This window comes from Chryseobacterium defluvii, assembly GCF_003634775.1.
Classification (GTDB): Bacteria; Bacteroidota; Bacteroidia; order Flavobacteriales; family Weeksellaceae; genus Chryseobacterium; species Chryseobacterium defluvii.
Genome location: NZ_RBXB01000001.1, coordinates 1,120,599 through 1,145,894, shown reverse-complemented (window position 1 = coordinate 1,145,894; position 25,296 = coordinate 1,120,599). Strand labels below are relative to the sequence as shown.

Sequence of the window (25,296 nt, the reverse complement as noted above, 5' to 3'; positions counted from 1 at the left end):
ATTCTGACAGAATTTTATATAAACAAAAACGGCCGCCATGAATGGCGGCCGTTTTTGTTTATTTATTTGAAGTATTCCACTCCGTTTTTGAAGATGTTGTGATAGTTTGCAGTCGGGATGTTTTTCATCAGCCCTTCCACAAAACGTTCAGGGTGCCCCATTCTACCGTAAATCTTTCCGCATGTACTGGTAATTCCTTCAATTCCGAACAATGAATTGTTAGGATTGAACGGCATTCCATGTGCAATATTTCCATCGAAATCGATGTATTGGGTTGCAATCTGTCCGTTTTTGTACAGCTTTTCAATTTCTTCCTGAGAAGCCATGAAACGCCCTTCTCCGTGAGAGATCGGAATCGTGAATACCTGATCTTTCATTCCTTTCAGCCACGGGCTTTCATCATTTACAACTTTTACATTTACCATCTGAGAGATGTGTCTTCTGATGGCATTGTGGGCTAACGTCGGAGAATTTTCATCCAAATCTTTAATTTGTCCGTAAGGCAATAATCCGGATTTAATTAAAGCCTGGAAGCCGTTACAGATCCCGATGATCATACCGTCTCTTTCTAACAGATCATGAACAGCATTTTTCATTTTTTCATTCTTCAGAACGTTCACAATAAACTTAGCGGAACCATCAGGTTCATCACCTGCAGAGAAACCTCCTGAGAAGGCTAAAATCTGAGATTGTTTAATTTCTTCCACCCATGCATCGATGCTTTCATCTAGCAATTGGTGGTTGATATTCTTCAATGGTAAACTGCTTACAATGGCTCCTTCTTTCTGGAATGCATTCATTGTTTCATACTCGCAGTTTGTCCCCGGGAAAACCGGAGCGAAAACTTTCGGCTGTGCAATCCCGTGTTTTTTAATGATGATATTTCTTGGGTTGACTGAGTTTAATTTCTCATCAATTTCAACCGTAATTTTATCTTTTTCAATGGTTGGGAAAAGGTTCTCAAATGTTTTGGTATTAACATCAAGTAATTTTTCGATTTCAAAGTAAAAACCACTGATTTTCAAAACATTTGAATTTTTAACCTCACCAATCAATTGAAGACCCGAAGAATGTAATTCTTCTGTAGATTCGATGATCATACTTCCGATATTTTTAGCTAACAGCGTACTTTCATCGGCTCCTTGAATTTCTGCTCCGAGTCTGTTTCCGAAACTCATTTTTGCTAAGGCAACGGCAACTCCGCCTTCTTTAATTGTTTTAACGGAAACAATTTTTCCAGCCTTAATATTTTCAAAAATAAATTCGAAAGCAGCCTTCAAACTATCGTAATTTGGAAGTCCGTTTTCCTGCGGAATATGATTGAAGAAATAGAGCTTATTTCCTGCCTGTTTAAATTCCGGAGAGATGATATTTTTCTTTTCTCCGTTGGCACACGCGAATGAAATTAATGTCGGTGGAACATTCAGATCCTGGTAAGTTCCACTCATGGAATCCTTACCTCCGATCGCAGCTAAACCAAGGTTAATTTGTGCATCATAAGCTCCTAAAAGCGATGCTAAAGGTTTACCCCATTTCTCTGGATTCTGACCTAGCTTTTCAAAATATTCCTGGAAGCTTAATCTGATATTTTTATAATCGCCACCCATAGCAACGATCTTCGCTACACTTTCCACTACGGCATAAGAAGCTCCCAATAACGAGTTTTGCTTGGATATTTCAGCATCAAATCCCCAACTCGCCAGAGAAACCGTCTCGATGTCTTTAGCTCCTAAAATGGGCAGTGTCTGGGCACAGCCTTCCATTAAAGTCTGCTGATACTTTCCTCCTAAAGGCATTGCCACTGTTGTTCCTCCTACAGAAGAGTCGAACATTTCCAGCAGTCCTTTTTGAGAAGCTACGTTTTTATCCGCTAAAATCTGTAAGAATGCTTCTTCTGTGAAAGATTGATTCTCTTGTTTTACTTCTTCAAGGTGGGTGATTTTTACTTCCTGGCTTTTAGAGCAACCGTTGGTATTCAGAAAATCTCTTGAAAGATCAACGATCTTATCTCCTTTCCAGAACATCTGCATTCTTCCCGAATCGGTCACTTTTGCCACTTCTACAGCAACAATATTTTCTGCTTCACAATATTTGATAAACTGTTCTTTATCTTTCGGATCAACAACCACTGCCATTCTTTCCTGAGATTCGGAAATAGCCAGTTCGGTTCCGTTTAAGCCTTCATATTTTAATGGTAAAACATCTAAGTTTACTTCTAATGAGTCTGCAATTTCCCCGATTGCTACAGAAACACCTCCTGCTCCAAAGTCATTGGATTTTTTGATCAGCTTGGTTACTTCAGGCTTTCTGAACAGTCTTTGAATTTTACGTTCTTCTACGGCATTTCCTTTCTGAACTTCTGAGCTCATGGTATGAATGGATGTTTCATCCTGTTCTTTTGAACTTCCGCTTGCTCCTCCAACCCCATCGCGACCAGTGGCACCACCTAAAATGATGATAGAATCTCCATTTGCAGGTTTTTCACGTCTTACCCAGTCTACCGGAACAGCTCCTGTAACGAAACCGACCTCCATTCTTTTAGCTTTGTAGCCTTCATCATAGATCTCGGAAACCATCGTAGTGGCTAAACCGATCTGGTTACCGTAAGAAGAATATCCGTTGGCAGCCTGTTTTGTAATGGTTTTTTGAGGTAATTTCCCCGGTAAGGTCTGATCAACCGGTTCTAACACATCCGCAGCTCCCGTTAACCTCATTGCCTGGAACACAAAAGATCTTCCTGATAACGGATCTCTGATGGCTCCTCCTAAACAAGTGGAAGCTCCACCAAACGGTTCAATTTCTGTCGGGTGATTATGGGTTTCGTTTTTGAATAGTAAATACCATGGTTCTTTTTTACCATCGTATTCAGCTTCAATCTGAATGGTACAGGCGTTGATCTCATCAGAAACGACAAGATTTTCAAGCTTTCCTGTTTTATGGAAATATCTTCCGCAAACTGTAGCGAGATCCATTAATGAGATCGGCTTTAGTTCACGTCCCAAGAATTTTCTTTTTTCAATATAATCATTGAAAATGGTTTCCAATGTTTGTTTGAATTTTCCTTCAAACCGGATATCTGACAGTTCTGTTTCAAAAGTGGTGTGACGACAGTGGTCGCTCCAATAGGTATCTAACACTTTTAATTCGGTTTCCGTAGGGTTTCTTTGTTCTGTTTTGAAATATTCCTGAATGAATTTCAAATCATCCAATCCTAAAGCAAAACCATGGTTGTTATAGAAGTTTTCAAGCTCAGCATCGCTGAAATGGATGAAATTTTCATGAATGATCACTTTTGAAGGTTGTTCTTCCGCAGGGATATCCAGGATAGTAAGGTCTTTTACCTGAGATTCTACTTTGTTGATCAGCAAATCTTTGATTTTAACCATATCCGTTTCAGATACGCCTTCAAATTCGATCAGCTTTCCGCTTCTTACTTTAGATTTCTCATTTTCCGTCAACAAAGCGATACATTGTTGGGCTGAATCTGCACGCTGATCGTACTGACCCGGTAAAAATTCCATAGCAAAATGAATGTTTGCTGCAGGATTTTCTGTGTGTAAGATATCCGTAACCGGATCTACGAATGTACTGTTAACCACTTTTTCGAATTCACCATCATTCAATCCGAAAATATCATACACATTATATACTTTTACGGTTTTCACAGACGGTACAACCGCTTTTACTTCATCAAAAATTTTTGGACTTTCTACATCGAAAATTCCTCTTTTTTCTACGAAAATTCTTTTCTTATTAGACATTAGATGTCAGATATTAAATATTATTAGACTTATTTTTTAAATTTATTGGGATTATCCTTATGCTCTTTCTGATATTCTTCAGCTGCTTTTATTTCTTTTTTCAGCCATTTATCAAAAGGAATTTTCTCGTCTTCATTAAAGAAATCCACAGCATATACATGATTGCCGTCCTCCGAAACAATAAACTCCCACAATCCTATATGCATTTTATCATAATCATAGGTATACACCTTGAAATAAGGGAAATTTTCTTTTGGTCTTTCAACAATTTCAAAGAATAGTTTCTTTTCATTTTCAGAGAGTTTGTTATAGTAATTCACATACTGGATTCCCGATAACAAGCTATTCTGTTTTTCAAAGAACTGAAGGATACTCTTTTCTTTTGCATTGTATTGAAAAGGATACGGATAATATTTTCCATTCAGTTCCACATCTTTTTCAGATGGTCTTGTAACAGGTTGAACGATTTCTCCTTTAAAATTCATGACACCCCATGTTCCGCCTACCATTGCCTTATGCTCGTCTTCTGTTTTCTCCCAGTCGCAACCGTCACAAAAAGCTGCATACCCGAATCTGAAAGGGGAGACAAAATCATGCTTAGGTTCAATAACCTTTTTTCCGTTTCTGTCTACAAATCCTACTTTTCCATTTTCGACAAATCTTTGTACGCCTTCATCAAAAAAATCGGCCCCATTGTCATAAAAGAATGGTCTGTAAAGGAAATTTCCTTTTCTGTCGTAGACATATCCCCACATATTCTTTTTATCGCCTTCCTCTTTTTTCCAACCGTCAAAAAAAATGGTATTTCCTTTCACCAAATCTCCGTCTTCAATAATTGAATAGATCCTAAACTGCGCAGGAACAATAATTTTGCCCTTCTGATTTTTCACTCCAACCAAAGTGTCTTTTGAGATAAAATACCTCAACACCTCTTTCTCCTGTGAGAAAGCAAGCATCGGAATCGATATCAGCAGCAAAAGTAAGTTCTTCATATTCTTCGGGTTGAAAAAAAATATGCAGCCGAAAAGACTGCATACGGTTTATACTTTAAGATCAGCCTCTAATCCTATCAGGTCTTTGTTCTGGTCCAGAATCGGCTGAACTTCATTTTTAATGAATTCTTCCGTCTGAATCGGAGCAAACCCGATAAAGTTTTTAGGGTCTAATACTTCTTTTAATTTTGATTTATCCAGTTTTAAAGAATCGTCGTTTAAGATTCTTTCAATCAGGTCATTTTCTTTTCCTTCTACTTTTACCTGCTTGGAAGCTTCCATAGAGTGAACTCTGATCACTTCGTGGATTTCCTGGCGGTCTCCTCCTGCTTTTACTTCTTCCATGATGATGTATTCCGTCGCCATGAAAGGTAATTCTTCTTCAATATGCTTATTGATTCTGTTCGGATAGACTACAATTCCATTCATAATGTTGTTCCAGATCAACAGGATGGCATCCACTGCTAAAAACGCCTGAGGAATTGTTAATCTTTTGTTGGCTGAATCGTCCAATGTTCTCTCGAACCATTGGGTAGAAGCTACCATTGCGGAACTTGTCGTTAAAGACATTACATATTTTGCCAATGCCCCGATTCTTTCACTTCTCATTGGGTTACGCTTGTAAGCCATTGCCGATGAACCGATCTGGTTTTTCTCGAATGGCTCTTCAATTTCTTTAAGATTTTGAAGTAAACGTAAATCGTTGGTGAATTTATGTGCCGACTGAGCGATATTTCCTAATAAAGCTACTACTTTAGCGTCGATTTTTCTGTCGTAAGTCTGTCCTGAAACCCCGAAAACTTTTTCAAACCCGAATCTTTTTGAAAGCTCTTTATCTAAATGCTTTACTTTAGAATAATCACCGTTGAAAAGCTCCAGGAAGCTTGCAGCAGTACCTGTAGTTCCTTTTACTCCTCTGAAACGCAATGTTTCCAGGAAGAAATCAAGTTCCTCGATATCCAGAACCAAACTTTGTAACCAAAGTGTAGCTCTTTTACCAACCGTAGTTAACTGAGCAGGCTGGAAGTGGGTGAATCCCAACGTCGGAAGGTCTTTATACTGAATAGCAAAATCTGCTAAACTTTTGATCACATTCACTAACTTTTTCTTTACAATTAAAAGTCCGTCACGGATCTGAATTAAGTCTGTATTATCTCCTACAAATGCCGAAGTAGCTCCTAAATGGATAATCCCTTTTGCCGAAGGCGCCACATCTCCATAGGTGTGAACGTGAGCCATTACGTCATGACGGAATTTTTTCTCGTATTCAGCCGCTTTATCATAATCAATGTTTTCAGCATTAGCTTTCAACTCAGCAATCTGCTCATCTGTGATTTCAAGACCAAGGTCTTTTTCGATTTCAGCAAGAGCGATCCAAAGCTGTCTCCAAGTACGGAATTTGTTATTGTGTGAGAAGTTAAATAACATTTCTTCACTGGAGTAGCGCTCTTCCAATGGATTTTTGTAGGAATTCATTCTTTTCTTTTACTTTTTAGATATGCAAAAATACGGTTTTTCGGTGAGAGATAAAAATTGGAATTGGGGTTTTCTGTTTTGGTTATTTTTTTGTTTTCATCTTGCCAATTGAGCAGATAACACAGGTATTTTATGATAGGATGTACAAATCTTTTCTATTGTTAACAACGAGATTCAAGAGTTTTAAAAAATCAAAAAAGCCGCCGAATTGGCGACCTCTGTTTTGTTTATAAAATAATCTCTACATATTTTAAGATTATTCAATTGAAATCCCGCAGTCTGTTCCCACCGGAATACATTTTCTTTCCAGTGAACACCAATAATATCCCGGTAAACATTGTGGAATACCCCCGTACACTGTTTTCAATTCCTGTTTTGAAAGTTTTTTTAGATTTTTCATAATAATACTGTTTAGTTTGTCCTACTCTATATGCTTTTCGGATTCCGCTTAATTTGGTATAGCTAATATACACATTTTTAAGCGTATAGGCCACAAAATAAAATCCGCTCGAATGAGCGGATTTATCTCGTTTTTTATTGGTAGATTACCTCTTTATCTTTTTTGAGCTGATATCCTGTTTTTTTGTAATGAACTAAAGTATAGCTTCCATTTTTCCAGGTTTTACTATTGGCTCTTCCAAATTTGGTAAGAATAAGGCTTTCCTTCATATTCGGAAGAAAAACTTCTGCTTTACTCTTGTCTTCATTAAAAATAACTGCCGTCATGGAAGTAAAACTTCCTTCCGGCTTCACTTCCTTCAATTTGATTTTTTGCTCAAAAACTCTCACACAATCTTTTTTAACCTGAGAATAAGTATAGCCTGCAGAACCTATACAGCCATGGGAATCTCTGTCACCGCCTTTTATTTGAGCAAAAGTGAAAGCTCCTAAGAACATTGCACCAAGTAAAATTGTTTTTTTCATATTGATACTATTATATGGACTCTATAAGTAAAAATTGTACCAAAGTAAAAGCCATTCTTCCGAATGGCTTTTGTATTGTTTTATTTATTCCAGTTGATTTTTGAATGTTTCACTTCATCGGAATTGGTTCCGATCATGATATCAAATTCTCCCGGCTCCCAATCGTATTTCAATTCTCCGTTGTAGAATTTCAGGTTTTCAGGGGTAATATCGAAAGTTACTTTTTTAGATTCTCCTTTTTTCAGGAATACTTTCTGGAATCCTTTTAATTCTTTTACGGGTCTTGTAATGGTTCCTACCATATCCCTGATGTATAACTGCACTACTTCTGCTCCGTCATAATTCCCGGAATTGGTTACGGTAACCGAGGCCTGAATGGTTTGGTTTCCTTTCGGATTGGCATTGGAAACGGTAATATCAGAATAGTTGAATTTTGTATAACTTAATCCATAACCGAACGGATATAGCGGTGTGTTACACTCATCCATGTAGTTGGAACGGAATCTTTCGTAAACGCATTTATCTACTTTATCCTGAGCTAAAGGACGACCTGTATTTTTTGCATTGTAATAGATAGGAACCTGTCCAAGACTTCTCGGGAATGTCATCGGAAGCTTTCCTGAAGGGTTTACTTTTCCGAATAATACATCGGAAATTGCATTTCCTGCTTCAGAACCGGCAAACCATACATTTAAAATAGCATCCGGAGTATCTTTGATGTTGGTTAATGCCAAAGGTCGTCCAGTGAAAAGTACCACAGCAATTGGTTTTCCTGTTTTCTTCAACTCATTTAAAAGGTCTACCTGAGATTGCGGAATGGTAATTTCAGTTCTTGAAGAGGATTCTCCGCTCATTTCGGCAGATTCTCCAATAGCAAGAACAATAACATCTGATTTATTGGCTACGTCTACCGCTTCTTTCAATAAAGCTTCTTTGGAACGGTTGTCTCTGTCTGTTTTTTTACCGTGAGCTGCATAGATATCTTCCAATTTCGCATCATAATCAATATTTGCGCCTTTAGCAGAAAGGAATTTCACTTCTTTTCCGAAATTCGCCTGAAGACCCTGCATTAAGGAAACAGCCTTATCATGTTTGGCGGCAACGCTCCAGGTTCCGGCCATATTCAAAGAATTGTTTACCAAAGGGCCAATTACAGCCACGGTTCCTGATTTTTTTAAAGGAAGCACCTGGTTTTCGTTTTTCATTAAAACCATGGATTGTGCAGCAGCATTTCTGGCAATGTTACGGTTTTCCATATTATAAACTTCTTTGGCTGCCAATTTTGCATCCCCGTAACGATAAGGATCATCGAACAAGCCTAAATCATATTTTGCTTCAAGGATTCTTTTTGTGGCGGCATCTATTTCAGCCTGAGTAATTTTCCCTTCTTCCAATGATTTTTTCAATGTTTTTAAGAAACCTTCTCCTACCATGTCCATATCAATTCCGGCTTTTAAAGCCAGTGCGGAAACTTGCTGAAGATCTCCCATTCCGTGTTCAATCATTTCATTGATTCCGGTGTAGTCTGTAACTACAAATCCTTTAAAACCCCACATTTTTCTGAGAACTTCGGTCTGAAGCCATCTGTTTCCTGTTGCAGGAACTCCATCTACTTCGTTGAAAGAGGCCATGACGGAGGCCACTCCCGCATCAACGGCTGCTTTGTAAGGTGGAAAATATTCGTTGAACATTCTTACATGACTCATGTCGACCGTGTTGTAATCTCTTCCTGCTTCACCTGCTCCATAGAGTGCAAAATGCTTCACGCAAGCTAAAATGGTATTGCCAGCGGATAAGTCTTTACCCTGATAGCCATATACCATGTTTTTGGAAATTTCACTTCCTAAATACGGGTCTTCACCGGAACCTTCGGAAACTCTTCCCCATCTCGGTTCACGGGAGATATCTACCATGGGCGAAAAGGTCCAGTTGATTCCATCTGAAGAGGCTTCTTTCGCTGCAACTCTTGCAGATTGCTGTACCAGATTCATATCCCATGACGCTGCTAAACCTAATGGAATCGGGAAAGTAGTTTCATATCCATGAATAACATCCATTCCGAAGATCAACGGAATTTTTAAACGGCTTTTTTCTACCGCTACCTTTTGAACTGATCTGATCTTATCAGCTCCTTTTATGTTGAATAGTCCTCCGACTAACCCTTGCTCTACTTTTTTTCCAATATCGGAACTTTGAGCCTGTCCTGTTGTAAAATCTCCGGAAGTCGGTAAATTCAGCTGTCCGATTTTTTCATCTAGGGTCATTTTAGATAAAAGATTTTCTACAAAGGCTTTTCTTTTCGCCTGGTATTGGGCAGTTTGATAGGACTGAACCGGTTTGGTCACCATTTCCTGTGCCGAAAATACGGGTGAAAGTGCTAAAGCGGCAATTACAATTAACTTTTTACTCATAACTTCTTCATTTTTTTATGGTATTCATGAATCTTCGATTTAATCAATCAACATTCTTCAATTATAGTCTCAAATGTTTATTTTAAACGCAAGGCACGCTAAGCTTTTTATAAATGTTTCTATTTTTAAGTTCGCAAAGGCGTTCTACTTAGCTAAGTTTGCAAGATTATATCATTCGTATTAAAATTATTTCTTTTTTTGTGATAACATCCACTCATAAAATTTAGGATCCGAGTAGGTGGAATCCCAGGAATTATGATTATCATCAGGGAAAATAGTTAAACTTGCTGTAGGATTAACTTTTTTCACGGCCTGATACATATTGATGGAATTGATAGGTGAAACAATATCATCATTACCACCATGAAAAATTTTGATGGGCAGGTTTTTAAATTGATCTGCATTGGCTTCCATCACGCGATCCGAAGGTGCACAAACCGGAGCTATTGCTGCAAACATTTCAGGATGCTCCATTGCCAGTTTCCATGTTCCCCAACCTCCCATGGAAAGTCCGGTAAGATAAATTCTGGATGCATCAATTTTATATTTTGACTGAATTTCTCTGATCAACTGGTAAAGAGTTTCTGTATCCCACCATGAATTGGCAGGACATTGTGGTGCTAAAATGGCAACAGGTTCTTTGATCAGGTTTTTATACGTGAACGGGCTGTGTGCTTTTACCAATTCCAAATTGTTTCCCCTTTCTCCTGAACCGTGAAGGAATACAATTAAGGGTACGTTTCCTTTTGTTTTTTGAGGGTAATCCAGTATATAAGATATTTTTTCAATCTTTTTAACTTCTTTGTTCATTTCCGCTTTTACTTCCTGAGCCTGTAAGCTCATGGAGAATGGCAGAAAAAAAAGCGCTATATGTTTTAGGCTATATTTCATACTACGATTTTAGGTTTTGGCTAAAGCCTGATTTGCTATTGTTTTATTAAACGGGCTAAAGCCCGTTTCTATTGATAAGTTTATTATTGTATTCCATATTTTGCTGACCGGAAGCTTAATTTCTTCAATCCCTGCTTAATTTCCGGGGCATTCATGAATAATTTCCATAAAAACCCGGTTCTGTGGTTTTCTATCATTGGGGCAATTGTTCCCTGATCAATGGCCAGATATCTTGGCGTGAACCAGTCATTATAATTGATTGATGTAGCGTCATACGGTCCCGCCGAACCTATGAATTGAGGCTTTTGAGTATATAAAAATCTCAAGAAATCCATTGATTCTTTTGGTGTATACGGAAAACTGCTTAAAGCAGCTGTAGGAGTTATGACTCCGTTGTCATTGGACGGCATATGAGCTGTGTAGCCAATTCCGCCATCTTTGTTTCTTGTATAGCTTGCTGTCAATCCCCAATAGTTTGGGCCGTACCCTTTCCATTGTTTTGGATTTTCAACGCAATATTTATAGTCTATCAGCACCTGGTTTTTATTCAGATCAAAATAGTTTTTCACCAATTTATCTGATAATCCTGTAGGGTCCAATCCTATATAAGAATAATGTGCCCAAAATAGAGGTCCGCCATATTCTTCTGCATAATTGTGTTTCACATATAATGGCAAGCCGTATTTTGTTTTGTCGGTAGTATAAGTCCCGTTTCTGGTCCAGCCTTTATAATACGTTTCTGCATCAATGGAATAGGTAGGTGATGAAGCGGCTAAGACATAAGTGATCAGACATTCGTTATAGCCTTCAAGCGGAAAGTTCATTTCCCATTGATATTCAGGTGACCAATGCCAGTATAATACTTTTTCCCCTCCTTTGGTATACCAGTTCCATTGGATTCCTTTCCATAATTCATCACATTTTTTAGCTAAGGCTTTTTCTTCTGTATTTCCATTTTTAAAATATTCACGAACCATTAAAATCCCGGAAGTTAAAAACGCTGTTTCTACCAGATCTCCTCCATTATCTTTTTTCCCGAAAGGAACTGTTTTTCCTGTTTCTCCATTGATCCAGTGTGACCAGGCTCCCTTGTGGCGGTCTGCTTTCGCCAGGAAATCCATCATTATGGTGAGTCTTTTTACGGCATCTTTTCTTGGAACAAAACCTCTTTCTACGCCTACCAGAATAGTCGCTAAGCCAAATCCTGAACCACCGGTAGTTATCACATGCTTATCATTATCAGGGTAAATATTATCTTCATGATAGCGTTCTCTTCCCAACATGGAATTCGGTTCCGCATACTCCCAGAAATATTTCAGCGCATCTTTCTGTACTTTATCCATTAACTGCTCATCTGTAATATTGCTTTTTACAGGATGAGCCTGGACTGTTTCCTGCTTTGAATTCTGAGAATTTTTACAGGAATAGCTACAAAATATTGCTGCTGCACCAATTGATAATAGTATCCTTTTCATTATATCATTATTATTTTAAAATCCGTATTGTGAGGAATGGAATCCTAATTTAACCAATCCTTGTCGTACATCCGGAGCATTCATAAACAGCTGCCATAAAAACTGAGTTTTGTAGTTCTCCACCATAGGAGCAATGGTTCCCTGGTCTATAGCCAAATATCTTGGTGTGACCCAATTATAATGGATTGAGTAGGCGTCATAAGGACCTGCAACCCCGATGTATTTATTATAGTTTTCGTTATATAAAAATCTCAGCATACTCATGCTTTCTGCAGGAGTATAAGGCATATTTGAAAGTGCAGCCGTAGGAGAGATCACTCCTAAATCATTATTGGGCTGATGCGCAGAATATCCTGTAGTACCGTCTGCATTTCTTGAATAACTGGCCGTAAGTCCCCAACTTTTTGTGTTATATCCCTGCCATCCTTTTGGATTTGTAACGCAATACTGGTACATAATTCTTGCATGATTGGTTGTTGCATCACCATAGTTTACATATTCATCGGACAATCCTCTCGGATCCAATCCTAAAAATGAATAATGCGACCAGAACATAGGCCCTACTGTTCCTCCTGCTCCATTGTGATTCACTATAAGCGGAATTCCATACTGCGTACCTGTATTTTTAATATTTCCGCTTCTTGCCCAACCTTGCTGATAAACGGGTTTATCAATCGTATAGGTAGGTGAAGCTGCTGCCAGAATATAAGTTATTAGGGTCTCATCAAAGCCTCTTAGCTGAAGATTCATCTGAAAATCATAATTAGGAGACCAATGCCAATAGAGAACATTTTCTCCTTTCGTGTACCAGCTCCATTCAATACCTTTCCATAATGCATCTGCTTTTTGGGAAAGGGCAAGTTCTGAAGCATCAGAAGAATTTTTAAAATATTCCCTTACACAAATAAGTCCTTGTGCTAAGAATGCCGTTTCTACAAGGTCACCCCCATTATCTTGCGGGCTAAATGGGATTACCTGACCCGTGGTACCATTCATCCAATGAGGCCATGCTCCATGAAAACGATTGGCGTTCTGGAGAAAATTCAGAGATGTCGTTAATCTTGAAACAGCTTCAGGCTTGGAAATATATCCATTTTTAACCCCAACCAGAATAGTCATCAGTCCAAAACCGGACCCACCTGTCGTCACAACATTGGCATCTTGTCCCGGATTATCTGTATGATATCTTTCTCTGGCTAATTTTGAGTTTGATTCGGCATAGTCCCAAAAATATTTTAATGCATCTTTTTGCACCATTTCTATTAACTGAGCATCGCTGTACGTGGTGGGAGTTTGTGTTCCTCCCCCTCCAAGCGGAGTTCCCGTACCCGACGAAGGATCATCTGATGAACAAGAGCTCAATAAAAATCCTGCTAATACTATTGTTGTTATTGCTTTCTTCATATTCGGATTTGTAAAAAAAGGCCTAAAAAAGGCCTTTTATAGTTATCTATTATCTTTTTCCAGCTTATATAATGCCACAACATCCGAACCCTTCAGTGCTACATTATATATCCTAAATTCATCCATCTGCCCGGCAAAGCTTGTTGCCCAATCTTGTTGAGATCCATTATTCAGAGGAGGTACTGTTTCAAACTGATGGGATCCGAAAACCACTTTTCCATTGGTACCAGACATCATAAAATTTCCATATCCGGCTACTCCGTTTGGATTACTCAATCCTCCCGGATTATCCGCAAACCAGCTTGCATAGCCACCAAGCTCACCTCCGGCCGGAGAATACGCAAAACCATCAAGGTTTTTGGCAGCTTCCCCATCCTGATATACATAACATTTGCTTGCGGTAGCATCATAAGCAAAAACTACGTGTACCCACTTTCCTTTATATCCATCCAAATTGGCAATTACTCCCTGTCCTTTCCAGGCAACAGCAGGGTTACTGCTTTCCACTCCAAGTTTCAATCTGATTCTTTCAGGTTTGGAGGCATTTGGATTTTCTATGAATAGGTTAATTCCTCCCCAAAACTCTGTAGGACGAACGATAGAGAATATTCCCTGTGCTCCTTTTCCTTGTCCCGGGGTTGCAGGATCTACGGTTCCGTCACTTTTCAACCAAAATGCAATGGTAAAGCTTTTATTTATTCCTGTAATTGCTGCGGAAGCATTTCCTACGGAGTATCTCATTTGTGAAGATGAACCATTATATGCCATCCCTTTTACTCCTGAAGCATAGGTAACCCCCACCGGCATTTGCCCTGTGATATTATTAACCTTATCATCCAGGTTATTTTCAAAACTCAGTTTGGCGATCAGGTTTCCTGAAGCAATATCATCCGAGTTCTGATATCCTCCGATGGAAGCATACGGAATTGGCGGATTGTCTTTATCAATACTGTCTTCACAGCTTAATACCACCGTACCAAAAAGAAAAGCGGCACCAATATATTTAAAAATATTATTTTTCATTTGTTTTTTATTTTATTTAGTAATTAGGATTTTGAGTAGACAGCCCTTGAGCTTCATTAAGAAAAGACTGTGGAATAGGAAACAGCTCATGTTTGCCTACAACAAACGTTTTACCATTGGCTGCCATTGCTGCTTGTGCCTGCCCTGTTCTTATAATGTCAAACCATCTGTCATGTTCAAAGGCCAACTCTAATCTTCTTTCTTTATATATTGCCATTCTCATATCAGACTGTGAAACAGCTGTAGTATTAGCCAATCCCGCTCTATTCCTTACCTGATTAAGAAAAGGAGCTGCTGCACCTGTCTGTCCTAATTCATTCATAGCCTCGGCTTTCATTAATAATACTTCTGCATATCTTAAATACCTGATATTGGCATCAGAATAATCACTTCCCGTAAAAGCTGAAGAATAGGCCTTATAGTTATAATATGGATTTTCAACAGTGGCCGGAACTACTCTTCCATCGTACAAAGTAGAGTTTCTAAAAATAATTGTGGCATTCCTTCTTTCAGTATCTCCTTCTGCATTATAGGCGTCTACCAGACTTTGAGAGGGAGTATTGAAACCCCATCCCCAACCTCCTGCTCCGCGAGCTCCCTGGGTTTGGGAATACTGCCGAATACCCGGCATATCAATTCCACCCTGTCCCTGAATCTCAAATATAGATTCAGCATTATTTTCGCCAGAAATCTTATAAATCTCCGCAAAATCAGGTGTTAAAGTATATCCGGTAACCATATTACAATTATCGATTACCTGCTGCCATTTTTTCTGATACAGTGAAACTTTTGCTAATAGAGCGTAAGCCGCTCCTTTGGATGCTCTTCCTTTATTAGTTGCAGAATAAGCAGATTTATCCGGCAATGCAGCAATTGCAGCCTGTAAATCAGCTTCAATGAATGCATATACTTCTTCTTTTGTTTTTCTCGTTAGCTGCATTACTCTGTCATCTTCATTACCAGCAACAGGAACATGATCAACAATAGGTACTCCACCATAGGATCTTACTAATGTAAAATAAACAAATGCTCTCAAAAACCTTGCTTCTCCTATTAATCTATTTCTAAGGCTCGGATCTGCATTATTTAATTGAGGAATAAAAAAGAGAGCCTGATTACAACGATTTACCGCCTGATAATTTGCTTTAAATATTTCTTCAATGGAACCTCCTGTCGGAGTAAAATTTAATGCATCCAATAAATCTTTATCTCCCCCAGTATCTCCGGGAGAAGAACCTTTGTCTGCATCATCGCTTGTAATACTTGATACTCCGTTCCAAGAAAAGGAACTCATATTCCAGTCACGAAATTTAGCGTAAATGGCAGTAACAAAGCTTTCGGCTCCCGCATCATTATTATACAAAGAAAGATCTTCTGCAGAAATAGCCTGTGTGGGGTTTACGTCCAAATAATCATTACTACAGCTTTGATTAGATAATGATAGAAGTAGTAGTGAGGATAATATTATTATTTTTTTGTTCATGATTCTGTAATTTAAAATTTTATATTAACACCAAATACAAATGACCTCAATGTCGGGTACGCATCTAATTCCACACCTGTTAAATTATATGGGTTTCCGTCTGCATTAAGTTCAGGAGAATATCCTGAAAATTTCTGAAAAACTACAGGGTTAATTGCACTTATGTATAATCTTAAAGATGATAGATATTCTATAGGTTTTGTAAGGGTATACCCTAAAGTGATATTATTGATTCTGAAAAAATCTCCTGATTCCAAATAGTAATCTGAAGCAAGAGGCACAGCATTGAATGGTGCCGGATTTTCAGATCCCGTATTTCCAGGAGTCCAGAAATTATTGGCTATATTATACTCAACATTTTCACCAGAAAATCTCTGAGCTTTTTTACCGTTGTAAACTTTAGCTCCTAAAGTACCGTATCCATTAGCCGAGAAATCTACATTCTTATATTTTAGTCCTATATTAATTCCAAAAGTAGATTTAGGGATGTAAGAGCCCATAAACTTTCTGTCATCTAAATCATTTGCTCCTGTTTTACCATCTCCATCGGTATCAACGTAAGTAAAGTTACCATTAGCATCTTTACCAGCAACCTCCCATAACCAAAAACTTCCCAGTGGCTGACCTACTGCGATTTCGGATAAAAGTTTAGTATACTGTCCGTTTCCTAAACCGCCACCTCTAATATCATTAACATTGGCATTGGCAAGTTTGTTTAAGTTATTTTTATTAAATGAATAATTCCCGTTGATACTATAACTCCAGTTCTCATTAATTTTATCGTCCCAACCTAAGTTTACCTCTATTCCTTTATTTGTAACTTCTCCTAAATGCGATAATCCGGCAAGGGAAATACCTGAAGTCATTAATGGTACCTGATCTAAAATAACATTTTTAGTAACTCTGTTATATACGTCTATTGATCCTTTTAATCTGTTATTCAGCATTTCATAGTCTAAACCTATATTCGATTCTTCTGTAATTTCCCAGGATAAATTCGGATCATTGATCTTATCAATAGTTGTTCCGTTGGCAATAGATCCGCTTCCGAAGTTATAATTATAATCTCCTCCTGTGGCGAAAGGCAAGATATTAAGCGGAACATTCTGGTTACCCAGTTTTCCCCAACCTCCTCTTAGTTTTAACGAATTTATAACAGAATTATCTTTCAGGAAATCCTCTTCGGAAATTACCCATCCTACACCAAAAGCAGGAAAATTCCCCCATTTGTTTCCTTCAGAAAATTGAGAAGAACCATCTCGTCTAATGGTAGCAGAAACCAAATACCTGTTCATCAATTTGTACTGAGCTCTGGCAAAATAAGAATTAGTCCTGTTATTATTATAATTGATGCTATTATATTTTACCAGCTGATCCAAATAATTAAGCGGATCACTTCCTGTACCATAGATATCCCAATAATCACTATTGGCAATCATGTTTTTTCTTTGGGAAATGATAACATTTTCACCACTTCTTTCAGAAACTTCCATTCCTATAGTCGCTTCTAAATCATGGATTTGCCCAAATTTTTTATTGTAAGTAATATAGTTTGATAATATCCAGTTGAAGTAATCCTTTTTTTCATTGGTTAATAAATTAGTAGGATCACTTGCAGGATAAGGTGTATTATTGAGAACTCTTGTAGGGTCTGCCGCTAGCCAGATTGCCTTAGAATCAACAAAATTATAACTTTTGAAATTATAGTATTCTCCATTAAACTGAGAAGTAAATTTTAAGCCTTTTATGATATCCATGTCTAGCTTTATACCACCCTGCATCAACACAGATTTTTGTCTTTCATTATTAAAATTAAGCTGTGCCACAGGATTTCCTACATTGTTAAATGAAGATCCTGTAGGTGATGCAAAACCATCTGCACCAACAAAAGAAACACCATATAACCCATTAGGAAAATATACCGGAATTATTGGAGATTGCTTATATGCTGCAGTAAATGCACTTAAAGGCTTAGGTGTTGTATTGTTAAATGCTACACTAAATGTCTGGGAAACGATTATGCCTTTTGTAATTTTAAATTCATTATTGGTTCTTACTGTGGCTCTGTTGAAATCCGAACCATTAAGAATAGATTTTTCATCATAGTTGCTTAAACTCAAAAAGTATTTGGCATTATCAGATGCACCGGATAAAGACAAATTATGCTGATTATAGGTACCGGTTCTTGTTATTGCATCAAACCAATCTGTATTTACTGGTTGGTCTTGTGAGAATTTTGTTGTACCTAAAGCAGTATTGGTATAATATGAAAACAGATTACTGCCTGCCATTTTAACCTTTTTTAAAGGCATTCTTGCTCCGGTAAATCCATCATATTCTACAGTAATTTTTTTACCCCTTCCACTTTTAGTAGTAACAATAATAACTCCGTTTGCCGCTCTGTTACCATAAATTGCTAATGCAGAAGCATCTTTTAATATGTCATAAGATAAAATATCATTAGAATTGATATTATTAATATTATCTACGAACATTCCATCTACAACATATAGTGGATTTCTACCACTGAGTGCTGTTCCTAAACCTCTGATGATTACTGAAGGAGTAGAACCCGGAAGGTCTGAAGCTACCACTGTAACCCCGGCAGCTTTACCCTGTATTGCCTGCGTTGCATTTAAAACTTTCGTTTTAGTGACTTCTTCGGCATTTAAAGAACTTATAGAGGTGGTATTGTCAATTTTCTTTCTAGCTCCATATCCAATTAACACAACCTCATTTATTTTCGTTTCTTGGGTAATGGTGTCCTGAGGTGTAACCTGTGCATTAACGTTCATCCCGAAGTATAAAACGGCAATGAGACATGAATACTTTAAATCACTTTGTTTCATATAGTTTTTATTTTATTTGTACAATCAAAAAAAGCTTTGTTTTTCGCTTATTCAGCATTATATCTTCTTATTCTCAAAAAAAGACATTATTCAAAATTATAAAAATATCTCTAACATTGTTAAATTATCTTAAATAATTTCCGAAAATTATATTATGTTATATTAAACAAACAAAATATAGGGATTTTTATTAAATATTACGGTTAAATTTAATTGAATTATTAAATAAAAACACCCTATCTTTATTAACTTGATACTTTTACTATTCAGATCATCCGTATTAATTTTGGCTCAAAATTTGAAAACACTAAGCAAATAGATCATTGTAAATGAAAAAATATATCATCGCAGCTGCTTTAGTTATCGGAACCGGAGCAGTAATCAATACCACAATGCAATCCTGCACTACCTTAGCAACAACCGATCTAGGGCTATCCCTTATTAAAAGATTGCTGTTGAACGGAATAGATAAAGGAATGGGTATTTACAGCAATAAAGAGGCTTTCCTGCAGAATAATCTAGTGGATAAGGCATTACCGAAACAATTAAGGGATATTAATGCCACTTTGGAAAAAATAGCCCCTTCATTAGTGGCTAAAGAAAGAGATTATATTGCCCAGGCCGCTTCTTATACGGTTACTATTTCAAGGCCTATCCTGGAAGGGGCTGTCAACAGCTTAAATGCTCAGGACGTAACAAGAATTGTACAAGGTACAACCGCCACTCAAATTTTAAAAGAAAAAACTTCCCAGCAATTAGTTGCTGCCATTGCTCCGAAAGTAGATGAAAAATTAAACCAGTATGGTATCGTAAAAACGATTAATACGGCTCTTTCGGGAAGCAACTTACTCGGTAGTCTGCTGGGCGGAAATAACAACTCAGTGAATGCCGGAGGATTAAGCCAGCTTGCTTCGGAGCAATTGGTCAACGGAATGTTCAATATCATTGAAGATTACGAACATCAAAATTCTAAATCGCTTTTGGGGCCGCTTGGAAAATAGAGAAAATTTCATTATATTTATATATAATTAATATTTGTAGATGGATATATTACAAGGAAATCAACATGCAAGCCCCGAAGATTTTTATAATTCTTTGAAGGCCAAACTGGAAGATCACCACGATTTTCCGGAAGACTATTTATTTAAATTTATTATCCCGACTGATCAGGCCAAGCTTACCGAAATCTACAGGGTTTTTGATGGCATTAAATTTACATTGGGAAACCGAGAAAGTAAAAACGGAAAATATACAGCCTGTAATATCAATGCATTTGTACTGGATGCAGACCAGGTAGTGAACATTTATAAAGAAGTGGCCAAAATAGAAGGCGTAATACTTCTTTAATAGAAAAAAGTCAGCTAACCGCTGACTTTTTTGTTTATGTTTTTTAATGTTTTTCTGATTTATTTTTCAATAAAAAATTTTACATTTTCAATAGGTCTTCCCAACATAGCTACAGATCCTTTGATAAGGATAGGTCTCTGAATTAAAGAAGGATTTTCCGATAAAATTTTAATCCATTCATCTTCAGAATAATTATGAGTCGCAAATTTTTCCATATATAGCTTTTCCGTTTTGCGGATGATGTGAAAAACGCTTTGATTCAGTTTCTTCAATACCGTTCTGATCTCCAGCACACTCAATGGGTCATCCACCATATTAATGATCTCAAACGGCACTCCGTTTTCATCCAGATACTCTAAAACAGCATTGGATTTCGAACAATTTCCATTATGCAGGACTTTCACTAACATCTTTTTATTGTATTAAAATTTCAGACTTCTCTCTAACAAATTTAGAAAGAAATAGAGTTACGGAAACCTTAATTTATAATAATTAATTGTTAAAAGAGACCATTAAGCTCAGCTTCGATCTTTTCCAGGATAAATCCGAAATCTTCAGGTTTTTCAACAAAATCCAGATCGTCCACTTCAATAATCAGAAGCTTACCTTCGGTATAATTAGAAATCCATTTTTCATATTTTTGATTCAGTTTGGAAAGGTATTCAATACTGATGGATGCTTCGTACTCCCTTCCTCTCTTATAGATTTTTTTTACCAGATTAGGTACATCTGATTTCAGGTAGATTAACAAATCCGGAGCGGAAACAAAGGATTTCATCAGGCTGAAAACAGAAGCATAATTATTAAAATCCCTGTCCGAAAGCAGTCCCATATCATTCAGGTTTTCCGCAAAAATATGTGCGTCTTCATAAATGGTACGGTCTTGTATAATATTTTTACCACTTTCCCTGATTTCTTTTACCTGGCGGAATCTGCTTCCAAGGAAATAAATCTGAAGTGCAAAACTCCACTTGCTCATATCTGCGTAAAAATCTTCCAGATACGGATTATGATCTACATCTTCAAACTGGGCATCCCATCCGTAATGTTTCGCAAGCATGGTGGTTAAAGTAGTTTTCCCGGCTCCAATATTTCCTGTAACTGCAATATGCATATTTTTCCTTACTGTTTTTTTGATATTAACTCAACAATTAAATACCCGAAGACTGAACTTCCGAAGTGTCCTGAATAAGTTTTTCCAAGCTGTTTTCCGTCGGTTTCTCTTTAGAGTTTTCTTCGGTTTTCTCTACAGTTTCTTTTATAGCTTCAACAGGTTTCTCTGCTGATTGCTCCATTGGTTTTTCTGTAGTTTTCTGTTCAGGTTCAGGCTGTGCCTGTTCCTTCTTTTCTTTATTATTTTCAAGGCTGTAAAGATAAAGGTTGTTGGCTTTGATTTCAAAAAAAGAAAGGGTGTTTTTATCCACAATTTGTGCATCCGGATCTTCAAAAATTTTCACTAATTCTTTTTCAGGAACGTATTTTAATATGGCGTTATGGGTAATGACCAAAATAAATTCGTTTTCTCTTCTGAACCGTTTTCCGTTTTCCAAAGGTGCTTCAAAAAGTTTTTCAAACTTTAAGGTGTAAACTTTCAGGCTCTTTCTCGTAAGGATATATACCTTATTTTCAAATACAAGAAGATCTACCAGGTCATCAAAGCTTGCATCAAAAGGATAAGAATTGATGGTGGTTTCATTTCTGAAATTATATTGGATCAGGCGTTTCATGCTGTCATCCAGAAGCCAGAGCTGCTGAAGATCCTCCGCATAAGCCATTCTGATGAATCCGAATTTTTGTTTGAAATCCACTTTCTGAATCTCATTAAGATTCTGGTCCACAAGTTTGAGTTCCTGGGCATTTTCTGAAAATAGTGGGACACTCAAAGGGTTTTGCACACTTTGTATTTTAAAAGGAACCGTAAGCATCATTTTTCCGATTTGCCTTCCTAAGGAATCATATTTGGTAAGACTGAAGTCTTTATTTTTATAGATATAAAGATTTCCATAGTCATCAGCAAGCATATCTTTTGCTTCTTTCAACTTCAAAGTATCCAATGGAATGGCTTTCTGTGCAGATAATGAACAGAAAAGAGAGAACAATATGATATATATAAATTTCAATATCTTTTATTAAGTACAATCGCAGCCAATTTACATCTTTATTTTACAAAGATCAAAATTGATTAAATTTTAATTACTTCAGGGCAATCTCATAAATCTTAGTCCAATTCTTACCTGTAACCAACATATTTTCACCTTTAAAGGCTATGCCGTTTAATACATCATTCTCGCCTTTCGTATTCTTTTTGGCAATTCCTCTAAGATCTAGTTTTCCCACAACTTCCCCACTGTCAGGATTAATTTTTAAAATAACAGGTTTCCCCCACACATTTGCATAGATAAATCCATTATGATATTCAAGTTCATTTAATTGGGTATAGGTACGGGTATTCCCGGCAACAGCAACCGTTTTAACTAATCGGGAAGGATTTTCAGGATCGAGGAAAAACAAGTGCTTGCTTCCGTCTGATGCAATCAGGTTTTCTCCGTCATACGTCAGCCCCCATCCTTCTCCCAACAGATTCGGATAGGTAAATTCCGAAAGTAATTTCAAAGAATTCTTGTCATATACATATCCTTTTTTACTTTGCCAGGTCAACTGAATGATCTTATTACCCACAATAGTACATCCTTCCGAAAAGTCCTTTTCACGCTGCCTGGTTAACGCCAACGGCGTTGTGGCTCCTAATGCATATTTCAAAAGCTTTGAAACTCCTTTCCCACCATCACTCTCGTAAATGATATTGCCTTCCAATTGAAACCCCTGGACAAAATTTTCAGGATCATGCGGATATTCTGCCACTATCTGATAGGAAATTGTTTCTTCGGGATTTTTAGTAAATACATTAATAGTTGCCTCCTGGGTTAAGCTTTCACCGTTTTTTGTTTTGATATTGAAAATCGCCTTATTGTCTCCAAGTGTAAAAAAAACGGGATCAATCATCAGATTTGAGGTTTCCTTATTTCCAAGGGTAATAGAAATAGCTTCGGCGTTCTTCTTTACTTCTTCAGGAAGTTCGAGCTTGTCACCAAAATGATAGCCTTGAAGCTCCATTGAGCTGTTATAATTGCTTAAAATATCAAGAATCTTCTCCTCTTTATGACAAGATATCAGCAATATAATTATCGTAAAACCTGCTATTAAATTTTTCTTCACCGAATTCGAATATGCTTCAAAATTAGCAAAATTTATTCTGGTTGCTAAAAAATAAATAGCGTTCTTAAAGAACGCCATTTATTTTTATTATTTGTAAGACTATTTAACAGCCACTTCGTAAATCTTCGACCAGTTTTTTCCTGTGATCAGCATATTTTCCCCTTTAAAGGCAATTCCGTTCAACACATCATCGCTTCCTTTGGTATTTTGCTTGGCTATCTCCGTAAAATCAAATTTCCCTACCACTTCACCATTAGCCGGATTAATTTTTAATACAACCGGTTTCTGCCAAACATTCGCATAGATAAAGCCATTATGGTATTCCAGCTCATTCAGTTGGTCATAAGCCTGAGAACTTCCGGCAACGGCAATATGTTTTACCAATTTGGAAGGATCTTTAGCATCAAGGAAATATAACAGCTTGCTGCCGTCCGATGCAATCAGGTTTTTTCCATCATACGTTAATCCCCACCCTTCTCCCAGTACATTAGGATATGAGAATTCAGATAACAATTTCAGGGAATTCTTATCATATACATATCCTTTTTTACTTTGCCATGTTAACTGGTATACTTTATCACCCACGATCGTACTTCCTTCGGAAAAGTCTTCCTGAGCCTGCTTGGTTGAAGCTAAAGGAGTGGTAGTACCTAATGTATATTTCAGGATCTGGGAAGATCCATTCTGCCCGTCACTTTCATAAATGGTATTTCCTTCAATCTGAAATCCTTGTACGAAATTTTTAGGATCGTGAGGATATTCAGCAACAATCTGATAAGAAAGATTTTTTTCAGGGCTTTTTGCGAAAACATTGATGGTAGCATCCTGATTCAATATTTCGCCACCTTTAGATTTGATATTGAATGTTACGGCGTTATCTCCAAGGGTGAAAAATTTAGGGTCAATCGTCAGATCGGAAGTTTCCTTATCTCCGAAACTGATGGTAATGCTTTCCGCGTTCTCCGTAACCTCTTTCGGAAGGGCAAGCTTGTCTCCAAAGTGATATCCTTTACCTTCCATTGAATTGTTATAATCACTCAGACTGTTCAGGATTTTTTCATCCTTGTTACAAGACGCCAACAATAAAATTGCTGCAAAACCTGCTATGATATTTCTTTTCATTGAATTTCTAAATATTTTCCCCAAAAATAGCAAATTTTATTCCGCTTTACCAATTTCATGTACAGGCTGCCCGAATTGTAAGATATAACCGTTATTATCATAGATCGCGAACTCTCTCATATCCCATTCGAAGGTTTCTATCTCATAACAGATTTTGGTTTTTGTTTTGAGGTCTTCCCAAAGTTCATCCACGTTATCTACATTAAAATAAAATGATCCTGTAAAGCCTGTTCCTTTCAAATTTTCATGTTCATTGGGCTTTGAAAGCATGATAGAAACATTGTCCTTACGAAGGGAAGCCCATTGCCATTCATCATTTCTCTCCAAAAGAGAAAAATCCAATATATGGATATAGAAACCGATGGTGTCATCCAGGTTTTCTGTCCAAAGAATGGGACGAAGTGCAGTGTATGTTGCCATTTGCTATTAGTGATATATGATAATAATTGGGCGCAAAGCTTCGCTTTGCGCCCAATTATTATTTTTCCAGATACGTTTTCAAACTTTGTCCGATAATTCCGTTCCAGCCTTCGGTAAAGCTGTTCCTTGAAAAGCTTTCTCCCAGATCTTTAAAATTATCTATTCCTTCATGTGTCAGTCTGATCAAAGTACCATCATCTTCAGCATTGATTTCCCAGGTTACTATGGTTTTTTCTTTAGAAAATTCCGGATATGCCCATGAATGTTGGAGTTTTTGATGGGGAATAATTTCTAAAATTTCACATTGGTGATGATATTTCTTAGCATCTCCGGGTTCATAGAAGTTAAATTGTTTACCTTCAGCCAATTCAAAATCCGGTATATCAAAATACCAGGATTTCATTTCCTTTTTATCTGTTAACGCTTTCCATACTTTTTCTATGGGGGCATTTACTTTATATTCTACAACAATGGGAACACTCATATTTTTATGTTTTACTTT

General features: G+C 37.2%; 21 protein-coding genes. 2 read left to right on the top strand and 19 right to left on the bottom strand.

Features of this window, described 5'->3' with window-relative positions; genetic code table 11:
• Nucleotides 1-62 precede the first annotated feature (62 nt).
• The 12 genes from BCF58_RS05305 to BCF58_RS05250 form a co-directional block, all read right to left on the bottom strand.
• A complete protein-coding gene (locus BCF58_RS05305; RefSeq protein ID WP_121460733.1) occupies nucleotides 63-3,761 on the bottom strand; it encodes a phosphoribosylformylglycinamidine synthase in 3,699 nt (1,232 codons plus the stop codon).
• 29 nt (nucleotides 3,762-3,790) lie between these two features.
• The gene (locus BCF58_RS05300; protein WP_121460732.1) at nucleotides 3,791-4,753 is read right to left on the bottom strand and encodes a WG repeat-containing protein; all 963 of its coding nucleotides are present in this window, start codon (nucleotides 4,751-4,753) and stop codon (nucleotides 3,791-3,793) included.
• 48 nt (nucleotides 4,754-4,801) lie between these two features.
• On the bottom strand, nucleotides 4,802-6,229 hold the full coding sequence (gene purB, locus BCF58_RS05295) for an adenylosuccinate lyase (protein WP_121460731.1): 1,428 nt from the start codon (nucleotides 6,227-6,229) through the stop codon (nucleotides 4,802-4,804).
• Between the two features lie 256 nt (nucleotides 6,230-6,485).
• Complete coding sequence (locus tag BCF58_RS05290) at nucleotides 6,486-6,629, bottom strand: bacteriocin-like protein (protein ID WP_121460730.1); 144 nt, start codon at nucleotides 6,627-6,629, stop codon at nucleotides 6,486-6,488.
• Between the two features lie 134 nt (nucleotides 6,630-6,763).
• On the bottom strand, nucleotides 6,764-7,153 hold the full coding sequence (locus tag BCF58_RS05285; RefSeq protein ID WP_121460729.1) for a hypothetical protein: 390 nt from the start codon (nucleotides 7,151-7,153) through the stop codon (nucleotides 6,764-6,766).
• A gap of 80 nt (nucleotides 7,154-7,233) precedes the next feature.
• The gene (gene bglX / locus BCF58_RS05280; RefSeq protein ID WP_121460728.1) at nucleotides 7,234-9,564 is read right to left on the bottom strand and encodes a beta-glucosidase BglX; all 2,331 of its coding nucleotides are present in this window, start codon (nucleotides 9,562-9,564) and stop codon (nucleotides 7,234-7,236) included.
• A 186-nt stretch (nucleotides 9,565-9,750) separates the two neighbouring features.
• Nucleotides 9,751-10,455, bottom strand: coding sequence for a carboxylesterase family protein (locus BCF58_RS05275; RefSeq protein ID WP_121460727.1), 705 nt, complete (start codon nucleotides 10,453-10,455; stop codon nucleotides 9,751-9,753).
• 83 nt (nucleotides 10,456-10,538) lie between these two features.
• A complete protein-coding gene (locus tag BCF58_RS05270) occupies nucleotides 10,539-11,930 on the bottom strand; it encodes a glucoamylase family protein (protein WP_121460726.1) in 1,392 nt (463 codons plus the stop codon).
• 15 nt (nucleotides 11,931-11,945) lie between these two features.
• The gene (locus BCF58_RS05265) at nucleotides 11,946-13,334 is read right to left on the bottom strand and encodes a glucoamylase family protein (protein WP_121460725.1); all 1,389 of its coding nucleotides are present in this window, start codon (nucleotides 13,332-13,334) and stop codon (nucleotides 11,946-11,948) included.
• 42 nt (nucleotides 13,335-13,376) lie between these two features.
• Nucleotides 13,377-14,357, bottom strand: coding sequence for a LamG-like jellyroll fold domain-containing protein (locus tag BCF58_RS05260; protein ID WP_121460724.1), 981 nt, complete (start codon nucleotides 14,355-14,357; stop codon nucleotides 13,377-13,379).
• Nucleotides 14,358-14,373: 16 nt separating this feature from the next.
• On the bottom strand, nucleotides 14,374-15,840 hold the full coding sequence (locus tag BCF58_RS05255; RefSeq protein ID WP_121460723.1) for a RagB/SusD family nutrient uptake outer membrane protein: 1,467 nt from the start codon (nucleotides 15,838-15,840) through the stop codon (nucleotides 14,374-14,376).
• A gap of 11 nt (nucleotides 15,841-15,851) precedes the next feature.
• Nucleotides 15,852-18,689 (bottom strand): SusC/RagA family TonB-linked outer membrane protein, encoded by a 2,838-nt coding sequence (locus BCF58_RS05250; protein ID WP_121460722.1) that lies wholly within the window; start codon nucleotides 18,687-18,689, stop codon nucleotides 15,852-15,854.
• Nucleotides 18,690-19,018: 329 nt separating this feature from the next.
• Between BCF58_RS05250 and BCF58_RS05245 the strand changes: the two genes are divergently transcribed.
• Together BCF58_RS05245 and BCF58_RS05240 are read left to right on the top strand one after the other, a co-directional pair.
• Nucleotides 19,019-19,690, top strand: a complete 672-nt coding sequence (locus tag BCF58_RS05245; RefSeq protein WP_121460721.1) for a DUF4197 family protein — start codon at nucleotides 19,019-19,021, stop codon at nucleotides 19,688-19,690.
• 40 nt (nucleotides 19,691-19,730) lie between these two features.
• Nucleotides 19,731-20,036: a DUF493 family protein gene (locus tag BCF58_RS05240; protein ID WP_121460720.1), complete on the top strand. Its 306-nt coding sequence runs from the start codon at nucleotides 19,731-19,733 to the stop codon at nucleotides 20,034-20,036.
• Nucleotides 20,037-20,095: 59 nt separating this feature from the next.
• On the opposite strand, the gene BCF58_RS05235 is transcribed toward BCF58_RS05240, so the two are convergent.
• The 7 genes from BCF58_RS05235 to BCF58_RS05205 form a co-directional block, all read right to left on the bottom strand.
• Nucleotides 20,096-20,446, bottom strand: a complete 351-nt coding sequence (locus tag BCF58_RS05235) for an ArsC/Spx/MgsR family protein (protein WP_121460719.1) — start codon at nucleotides 20,444-20,446, stop codon at nucleotides 20,096-20,098.
• Between the two features lie 89 nt (nucleotides 20,447-20,535).
• Nucleotides 20,536-21,150: a deoxynucleoside kinase gene (locus BCF58_RS05230; protein ID WP_121460718.1), complete on the bottom strand. Its 615-nt coding sequence runs from the start codon at nucleotides 21,148-21,150 to the stop codon at nucleotides 20,536-20,538.
• Between the two features lie 37 nt (nucleotides 21,151-21,187).
• Nucleotides 21,188-22,156: a hypothetical protein gene (locus tag BCF58_RS05225; RefSeq protein ID WP_228434738.1), complete on the bottom strand. Its 969-nt coding sequence runs from the start codon at nucleotides 22,154-22,156 to the stop codon at nucleotides 21,188-21,190.
• Between the two features lie 73 nt (nucleotides 22,157-22,229).
• A complete protein-coding gene (locus tag BCF58_RS05220) occupies nucleotides 22,230-23,252 on the bottom strand; it encodes a glutaminyl-peptide cyclotransferase (protein ID WP_121461053.1) in 1,023 nt (340 codons plus the stop codon).
• A 99-nt stretch (nucleotides 23,253-23,351) separates the two neighbouring features.
• A complete protein-coding gene (locus BCF58_RS05215; RefSeq protein WP_121460716.1) occupies nucleotides 23,352-24,374 on the bottom strand; it encodes a glutaminyl-peptide cyclotransferase in 1,023 nt (340 codons plus the stop codon).
• Between the two features lie 36 nt (nucleotides 24,375-24,410).
• A complete protein-coding gene (locus tag BCF58_RS05210) occupies nucleotides 24,411-24,794 on the bottom strand; it encodes a VOC family protein (protein ID WP_121460715.1) in 384 nt (127 codons plus the stop codon).
• A gap of 58 nt (nucleotides 24,795-24,852) precedes the next feature.
• Complete coding sequence (locus tag BCF58_RS05205; protein WP_121460714.1) at nucleotides 24,853-25,278, bottom strand: SRPBCC family protein; 426 nt, start codon at nucleotides 25,276-25,278, stop codon at nucleotides 24,853-24,855.
• Nucleotides 25,279-25,296: the final 18 nt, after the last annotated feature.

Bases quoted from the DNA above. Each gene is read 5' to 3' on its own strand.
- BCF58_RS05305 (WP_121460733.1), bottom strand. From the start codon at position 3,761: ATGTCTAATAAGAAAAGAATTTTCGTAGAAAAAAGAGGAATTTTCGAT.
- BCF58_RS05300 (WP_121460732.1), bottom strand. From the start codon at position 4,753: ATGAAGAACTTACTTTTGCTGCTGATATCGATTCCGATGCTTGCTTTC.
- purB (WP_121460731.1), bottom strand. From the start codon at position 6,229: ATGAATTCCTACAAAAATCCATTGGAAGAGCGCTACTCCAGTGAAGAA.
- BCF58_RS05290 (WP_121460730.1), bottom strand. From the start codon at position 6,629: ATGAAAAATCTAAAAAAACTTTCAAAACAGGAATTGAAAACAGTGTAC.
- BCF58_RS05285 (WP_121460729.1), bottom strand. From the start codon at position 7,153: ATGAAAAAAACAATTTTACTTGGTGCAATGTTCTTAGGAGCTTTCACT.
- bglX (WP_121460728.1), bottom strand. From the start codon at position 9,564: ATGAGTAAAAAGTTAATTGTAATTGCCGCTTTAGCACTTTCACCCGTA.
- BCF58_RS05275 (WP_121460727.1), bottom strand. From the start codon at position 10,455: ATGAAATATAGCCTAAAACATATAGCGCTTTTTTTTCTGCCATTCTCC.
- BCF58_RS05270 (WP_121460726.1), bottom strand. From the start codon at position 11,930: ATGAAAAGGATACTATTATCAATTGGTGCAGCAGCAATATTTTGTAGC.
- BCF58_RS05265 (WP_121460725.1), bottom strand. From the start codon at position 13,334: ATGAAGAAAGCAATAACAACAATAGTATTAGCAGGATTTTTATTGAGC.
- BCF58_RS05260 (WP_121460724.1), bottom strand. From the start codon at position 14,357: ATGAAAAATAATATTTTTAAATATATTGGTGCCGCTTTTCTTTTTGGT.
- BCF58_RS05255 (WP_121460723.1), bottom strand. From the start codon at position 15,840: ATGAACAAAAAAATAATAATATTATCCTCACTACTACTTCTATCATTA.
- BCF58_RS05250 (WP_121460722.1), bottom strand. From the start codon at position 18,689: ATGAAACAAAGTGATTTAAAGTATTCATGTCTCATTGCCGTTTTATAC.
- BCF58_RS05245 (WP_121460721.1), top strand. From the start codon at position 19,019: ATGAAAAAATATATCATCGCAGCTGCTTTAGTTATCGGAACCGGAGCA.
- BCF58_RS05240 (WP_121460720.1), top strand. From the start codon at position 19,731: ATGGATATATTACAAGGAAATCAACATGCAAGCCCCGAAGATTTTTAT.
- BCF58_RS05235 (WP_121460719.1), bottom strand. From the start codon at position 20,446: ATGTTAGTGAAAGTCCTGCATAATGGAAATTGTTCGAAATCCAATGCT.
- BCF58_RS05230 (WP_121460718.1), bottom strand. From the start codon at position 21,150: ATGCATATTGCAGTTACAGGAAATATTGGAGCCGGGAAAACTACTTTA.
- BCF58_RS05215 (WP_121460716.1), bottom strand. From the start codon at position 24,374: ATGAAAAGAAATATCATAGCAGGTTTTGCAGCAATTTTATTGTTGGCG.
- BCF58_RS05210 (WP_121460715.1), bottom strand. From the start codon at position 24,794: ATGGCAACATACACTGCACTTCGTCCCATTCTTTGGACAGAAAACCTG.
- BCF58_RS05205 (WP_121460714.1), bottom strand. From the start codon at position 25,278: ATGAGTGTTCCCATTGTTGTAGAATATAAAGTAAATGCCCCCATAGAA.